This is a genomic window from Fructilactobacillus florum 8D, assembly GCF_000512295.1.
GTDB lineage: Bacteria > Bacillota > Bacilli > Lactobacillales > Lactobacillaceae > Fructilactobacillus > Fructilactobacillus florum.
In genome coordinates this window covers 1-4,721 of record NZ_ALXG01000005.1, presented here as the reverse complement: position 1 = coordinate 4,721, position 4,721 = coordinate 1, and the positions used below count along the sequence as shown (strand labels likewise).

Below are 4,721 nucleotides of genomic sequence, written 5' to 3'. Positions count from 1 at the left end.
TTGACTGGGGCCTTTTTTGTATACAAAATTAGGAATGTTTAAATTTTTTTTAAAAAATGATTGACATGACCCTTACAGCTAGTTAGTATAATACATAATTAAATAAACAAATTGAGGAACTGAGTATTTGTTGAAATTTTCAAGAGAGTCTCTGATTGGTGCGAAAGAGATAAAAGGCAAACAAAGAAGATGGGTTCTAGATCAATCATTAGTGAGTTTCGACAAGCTAATGGCGGGGTTGCTACCGATATCTTAGCAAAGCTGTTCTAATCGAGACGCGTCAATTGGAGCAGTTTTTGAGGCAAATAGCCATTGACTATTTGTAAATTGAGGTGGTACCACGAGAGCATTCGTCCTTAGCTTGGACGAATGCTCTTTTTGTTTATTTAAATTTGGCGGTAAAAAACTAATCAGATGAGGTGAAAATAATGAATCGATTTAAGAAATTAACGATTGTAATAATTGGTTTGCTGGTAATTGGCGGAATTGGTTGGCTTAGTTTTGGTCCTAAGAGTGGGAATCAAAGTGAAAAAGTTGTCAAGGTAGGACTAATGACAGGGTCGAAAGCAGATGATGAGATTTGGCAATCGGTGGCTAAAACGGCTCATGAAAAATACCATATTAAATTGCAATTTGTGCATTTCACTGACTATACCCAGCCAAATACAGCCCTGGCACAACACTCGATTGATATTAATTCTTTTCAGCACTATGCCTTTTTAAAAGACTGGAATGATAAACATAAAACTGATATCACCTCCATCGGTGATACAGTAATTACACCTATCCGGTTATATTCAAACAAGTATCGCGATGTAAAGGAAATTCCGGATGGGGCTCAAATTACGATTCCAAATGATGCAACGAATGAAAGTCGAGCGCTCATTGTTTTAAAAGATGCTGGTTTGATTAAATTGGATGCAGGATCGAAAGGACTATTGACGGTCAAGGACATCACTGCCAACCGGAAAAATTTAGATATTAAGGAAGTTGATGCTTCGCAAACGGCACGCTCATTAAATGATGTGGCTGCTGCCATTGTAAATACTAATTATGCACAAACAGCTAATTTAGATATCAAAAAAAGTATTTTTGTCGAACCAGCTAACAAAGAATCTCGACCATGGGTTAATCTGATTGCTGCAAACAAAGCTGATAAAAATAAAAAAGAGCTAAAACAGGTTGTTAAAGCGTTTCAGACCAGGAAAACCGAACGCCTCATTAATCAGCACTACGGCAAACTAGAGTTATCAGCTTGGAATCGAAAATTTAATTAGCATGATGTTATCCCGCTGATGAACTAAAAAATTTCACTGAATTACAGGCTAGTGTGGTAAGGTTGACTTATCTTTACCAGACACGTTGGAGAGTTCTTGAAGCGCTTGGGTCTGCTATTTAATAATTTAAAGCCCTTACCAAAGGCGTGTTAGCAAGTTGTGAAATTATAGTTTATTTTAACGCAATCGAGTAATAAGAAAGGATCAATCCCATGGTAAAAAATATCGTTGAATTTAATCACGTTTCTGTGACTTTTCAGCAAAATCATAAGGATGTTCATGCCGTTTCGGATGTTTCATTTGGTATTCCAACCGGACAAATTTTTGGAATTGCTGGTTATTCTGGAGCGGGGAAGTCGACGTTGGTGCGAACGATTAATTTATTGCAGCAGCCAACTGCCGGTCGAATTTCAGTATTAGGCGAAATCTTTTTTGATGCTGATGACGCTAAACATCCAGCAATTGGTGCCAAAAAATTACGACAACAGCGGCGAAAAATTGGGATGGTCTTTCAACATTACAATTTATTAAATGAAAAAACGGTGATTCAAAACGTTGAATTTGCTCTGAAGCATAGTGACTTGAAAGCAAAGGAGGTCACGCAGAAAGCAGCTGAACTGCTGGAAGATGTTGGTTTGAGTAAACTAGCAAAGTATTATCCAGCCCAGTTATCAGGTGGACAGCAGCAACGGGTTGCCATTGCACGAGCTTTAGCCAATGATCCTCAAATCTTAATTTCAGATGAGGCTACTTCAGCACTTGATCCGGAAAATACTAATCAAATTTTAGATCTTTTACAAGAACTCAATCAAAAATATCAATTAACGGTGATTCTGATTACTCATGAAATGGAAGCAATTAAGCGGATTTGTGACCAGGTGGTAATCATGGACAGCGGTAAAGTTGTTGATTCTGGTAGTCTATTAGATGTTTTTGTTAAATCAGAAAATCCAGTTACCCATCGAATTGTTGGTAATGATTTTGATGCAAAGGCCATCTTGAATTCACTTCAAATCGATTGGAGTAATCGGAAATTAGTGCAGTTAATTTATTATTCAGGTCAGATTTCAGAACCGATTATTGTGGAGCTATATTCCCGCTTCAATGTTGCTGCTAACATCGTATATGCGGACATTGAGGAGTTTAAGCAACAACTTGTGGGTACCATGATTGTTGAATTAAATGGAAATGAAGCTCAAACACAACAAGCTCTGGATTATTTACAGCAGTTAGATATTGAGACAACAGAATTGCGAGGTGCAGCCGTATGAAAACGTGGTTCATAACAAATTTTCCCAATGTAGTTCAACAAGGATGGGGTGGAGAAACGGGATGGTGGACATCCATTACTCAAACCCTCTTTATGACTTTCTGGTCAGCAATCTTTGGCGGATTATTTGGACTGATTTTTGGAGTCTGCTTAGTTTTATTCGATACGGATGGCATCTTACCTAATCGAGCAATTTTTAATGTCTTTGATAAGATTGTCTCGTTATTTCGAGCCGTTCCGTTTATTATCTTGCTGGCCTTTATCGCACCGGTCACACAAAAGATTGTTGGCACCCAGATTGGGACAACGGCAGCATTAGTTCCCCTTTCAGTAGGGGTCTTCCCATTCTATGCTCGTCAAGTGCAAGTGGCACTGCAAAGTGTCAATCACAGCACCATTGAATCTGCACAGGCCCTTGGTTCAACTAATTGGGATATTATTTCAGAGGTTTATTTAAGTGAAGCCTTTCCCGAATTGATTCGTGTTTCAACGGTGACTTTGATTAGCTTAGTTGGGTTAACGGCAATGGCGGGTGCGATTGGAGCCGGGGGCTTGGGGAACATGGCCATTTCTTACGGATACAATCGGTTTGCTAATGATGTTACGCTGGTCGCAACAATCCTCGTAGTGATCCTGGTCTTGCTAATTCAAGTAGTTGGTGATTTGTGGGCTAAATGGGTTAATCATACGCAAACAAATTAAGTGAACGTCTCAATTTTACAGCAACAGTTAAACCCCGCTGGTAGGTTCGCTCTGCCAGTGGGGTTTTCGCCTAAAAATCTAATTATTGAGGAGCAAATTGTGATGGCTGAGCATCAACCAAGCTTTTCGCTAGAGTTAACGCCACTTGGGGGAAATAGTGAGCAACAAGCGTTGCTGCAGTCTTTGCCTAGTTGGGGAGCGTTACAACCAGATTTTATTTCGATTACTGCTCATGGTGGAGTTGAGCGGGCTTATGGGGCTGGCTTTGAACTGGCTACTGCCGTTCAGCAGGACTTGCAAATTCCAGCACTGGTTCACATTGCTGGGCAAACCTGGAGTCCGACAACGTTAAAACCGTACCTTGAAAAACTGCGAGCAGCAGAACTTCGACATGTCTTGACCATTCGAGGTGATGAAGTTTTTAAAAATGCAGAGCAGCAGAATTTCACGACTGCTGCTAACTTGGCCGCTTTTATCCGTCGGGTCGGTGGTTTTGATATCAGTGGAGCCTGCTATCCTCATTTATACCACATGCCGCCCACTGAGCTTCCTGATGATTTACACCTGCTGCAAGCGAAGCTCAGCAGTGGGATGACGCGCTTAATTACACAACTATTTTTTGATAATGAAGTTTTCTTTGCCTGGCAACGGCGAGTTCGTTCCATTGGCATCGGTGTTCCGATTCTAGCAGGGATTTTCCCGGTAACTAGTCTGCAACAAAAAAGCCGATTGAAACAGTTGGCAGGAGGGTCACTCCCGGATCAGCTGAATGATCAGTTGGCAGATGTTGCTAATGATCCCGCGGCGGTGCAAGCCGTGGGAATTGACTATGCGGTTAACCAAATCAAGGATTTGCTAGCAAGGGGCGTGGATGGGATTCATTTATACACCATGAATAACTTAGAAGTAACCCAAAAAATTTACCAGAAGACCCAGGCCTGGTTCAACAAATCAAAGTGATTAAGTTATTTTGGCTAAAGATCCTCTAAGATTTAGAGAAAAACCCAGCGCTACTATCCTTAGTAGCACTGGGTTTTTAAATTAATGACAACAAGCTTGGAGAGTGATATATTGATTGCTCCATTTTAAAAATGAACAAAGAAGCAGTTACGGAGGATAAAATTTTGAATCGACTGCTGACATATAATAGTTACAGTTAGTCAAGAAAATTTAGATTTATCACAGTTATCCATAACAATTTTTATCATGTAAATACGATAACTACCATAAGCAATAATTATTCCATCTAAGATGAGCATTAGGAGCACTTTTGAACTTTCTTTTATAGCGTTCACTATCTTACTTGGTGTCAAGGAACTTATCTAACTTCGTTGACATGAATCCACCACCATAATAAATCTTTCCGGTATTGAGATCTTTATCGAGCACGGTATCAAAATCCATTTTTTTATCTTCATTGACATAGCAACTCTCATCAATCACCCATTGGATTATGATCGATATTAGCATAA

Annotated in this window: 4 protein-coding genes and 1 other annotated feature; all 4 genes read left to right on the top strand. The window is 39.8% G+C overall.

The genetic code is table 11. The features are described from left to right. The first annotated feature begins 102 nt into the window (after nucleotides 1-102). Nucleotides 103-361 (top strand) — a binding site (T-box leader). A gap of 67 nt (nucleotides 362-428) precedes the next feature. The 4 genes from B808_RS00225 to B808_RS00210 all read left to right on the top strand — a co-directional run bounded on the left by B808_RS00225 (nucleotide 429) and on the right by B808_RS00210 (nucleotide 4,209). Then, entirely contained in the window at nucleotides 429-1,277 is an 849-nt protein-coding gene (locus tag B808_RS00225; RefSeq protein WP_009166384.1) for a MetQ/NlpA family ABC transporter substrate-binding protein, read from the top strand. Between the two features lie 212 nt (nucleotides 1,278-1,489). Then, nucleotides 1,490-2,548: a methionine ABC transporter ATP-binding protein gene (locus tag B808_RS00220; RefSeq protein WP_009166385.1), complete on the top strand. Its 1,059-nt coding sequence runs from the start codon at nucleotides 1,490-1,492 to the stop codon at nucleotides 2,546-2,548. Continuing rightward, nucleotides 2,545-3,249, top strand: coding sequence for a methionine ABC transporter permease (locus B808_RS00215; RefSeq protein WP_009166386.1), 705 nt, complete (start codon nucleotides 2,545-2,547; stop codon nucleotides 3,247-3,249). Before B808_RS00220 ends, B808_RS00215 begins: the two co-directional genes overlap by 4 nt. Before the next feature lie 102 nt (nucleotides 3,250-3,351). Beyond that, nucleotides 3,352-4,209, top strand: coding sequence for a methylenetetrahydrofolate reductase (locus B808_RS00210; protein WP_009166387.1), 858 nt, complete (start codon nucleotides 3,352-3,354; stop codon nucleotides 4,207-4,209). Nucleotides 4,210-4,721: the final 512 nt, after the last annotated feature.